This is a genomic window from Catenibacterium sp. AM22-6LB (assembly GCF_003435615.1).
In the GTDB taxonomy this organism is placed as follows: domain Bacteria; phylum Bacillota_I; class Bacilli_A; order Erysipelotrichales; family Coprobacillaceae; genus Catenibacterium; species Catenibacterium mitsuoka_A.
The window spans coordinates 1-1,781 of record NZ_QTUM01000107.1; the positions used below are offsets into that span (position 1 = coordinate 1).

The 1,781-nt window shown below is 31.8% G+C and carries 1 protein-coding gene; it reads left to right on the forward strand.

The annotated features are described in order from the left end of the window. Window positions 1-308 precede the first annotated feature (308 nt). A complete protein-coding gene (gene mgtE / locus DW269_RS12380) occupies window positions 309-1,697 on the forward strand; it encodes a magnesium transporter (protein ID WP_117460316.1) in 1,389 nt (462 codons plus the stop codon). Window positions 1,698-1,781 lie beyond the last annotated feature (84 nt).

Below are 1,781 nucleotides of genomic sequence, written 5' to 3' on the forward strand. Positions count from 1 at the left end.
TCCCGGACTGCCTGTCTATAATACCCAATATCCGCACGTTTGTAAAGTGTTTTTTGAAAATAATTTACGTTTTCTTAAGAATTATGAAAATAATGTTGATTTAATGGGTGCTTTTTTGCTTTACTTTTTTATTAGATTTTGTTATAAAAAGTAATGGACAGAAAGTGAGGTGGTATAGATGGACAGTCACGAGCGACAATCAAGACACAATACTAATGATCAAAAATCAATGACTGCTCCTCTATACTATTAGGACTTTCATTGGTATTTGCTCATCATAATCACATTATGAAAGAGAGGAATACATCATGACAGAAAGAAAGTACAACAATGATTATGTGCAGGATATTCTACACATTATTTCTTCAGATCATACAATTGAAGAAAAAAGAAATTTATTAGATGAATATCATGACAAAGATATTGCAGAAGCATTTGAATTATTACCTAAAGAAGAAAGAAAACTATTCTTTGATTATTTTGATATAAAGAGACTGTCATCTATTATCGGTTATATCGAAGATCCAGAAGATTATATTCAGGACTTTGGTTACAAGAAGTATGCAATGCTTCTTAATAAGATGGATTTAGATGATGCAGTTGATATCTTAGAAAACTTAAATGAAAATACTAAGAGTCGTCTTCTTCCTTATTTACATGTTAAAAGAAGAGAAGACATCTTTTTAATCAAATCGTTTAATCCCGATCAGATTGGGCATGAAATTACAACTAACTTTATTTCTATTGAACGTGGTTTAACTATTAGACAAGCGATGAAGGAATTAGTTAGACAATCTAGTACTCATGATAATATCAATACTATTTATGTAACTGATCATAACCAGTATTATGGTGCGATTGATTTAAAGGATTTGATTGTTGCAAGAGAGAATGATGATTTAGAAGAAATTATCGCAACTTCTTATCCACATGTTTATGCTCATGAGATGATTAGTGATTGTATTGATGAAATCCGTGAATATGAAGAAGACTCAATTCCAGTACTCAATGATGATAATGAGATTATCGGTGTTATTACTTCTACGGATATCACTGATTTCATTGAAGATGAACAGGATGAAGATTATGCAAAACTTGCCGGTATGACTGAACAGTCAGACTTGGATGAAACAGTAAAAGATGGTATGAAGAAAAGACTTCCTTGGTTAATTCTTCTTTTATTCCTTGGCATGATTGTTTCTACAGTAGTTGGTTTATTTGAATCTGTAGTTGCTGAAATTGCGATTGTTGTATGTTTCCAATCACTTATTTTAGATATGGCCGGTAATGTAGGAACACAATCTCTTGCGGTTACAATCAGATTACTTGTAGATGAAAATATCTCTACTAAAGATAAACTTAAATTCATCTTAAAAGAATTAAATATTGGACTTAGTAATGGAATGATCCTTGGATTACTTTCATTCTTATTTATTGGATTCTATATTATGATTGCTAAAAATAGACCATTTATGGATGCTTTCATTCTTTCTGGATGTGTGGGTGTTTCCTTATTTGTGGCTATGGTCTTCTCAAGTTTGGTTGGTGTAGTCATTCCAATGTTTTTCCATAAAATTAAGGTTGACCCAGCCGTTGCATCAGGACCTTTAATTACTACAATCAATGATTTAGTTGCTGTTGTAACATATTATGGTTTAGCTTGGTTATTATTAATTCAAGTATTCCATGTACATTAGGACCTTAGTGGTCCTTTTTCTTTGCAATAAAAAAGCCCTCCTGTCGGAAGGCATAAAAAAAGGACCTGGCAGCTTGCTATTGTC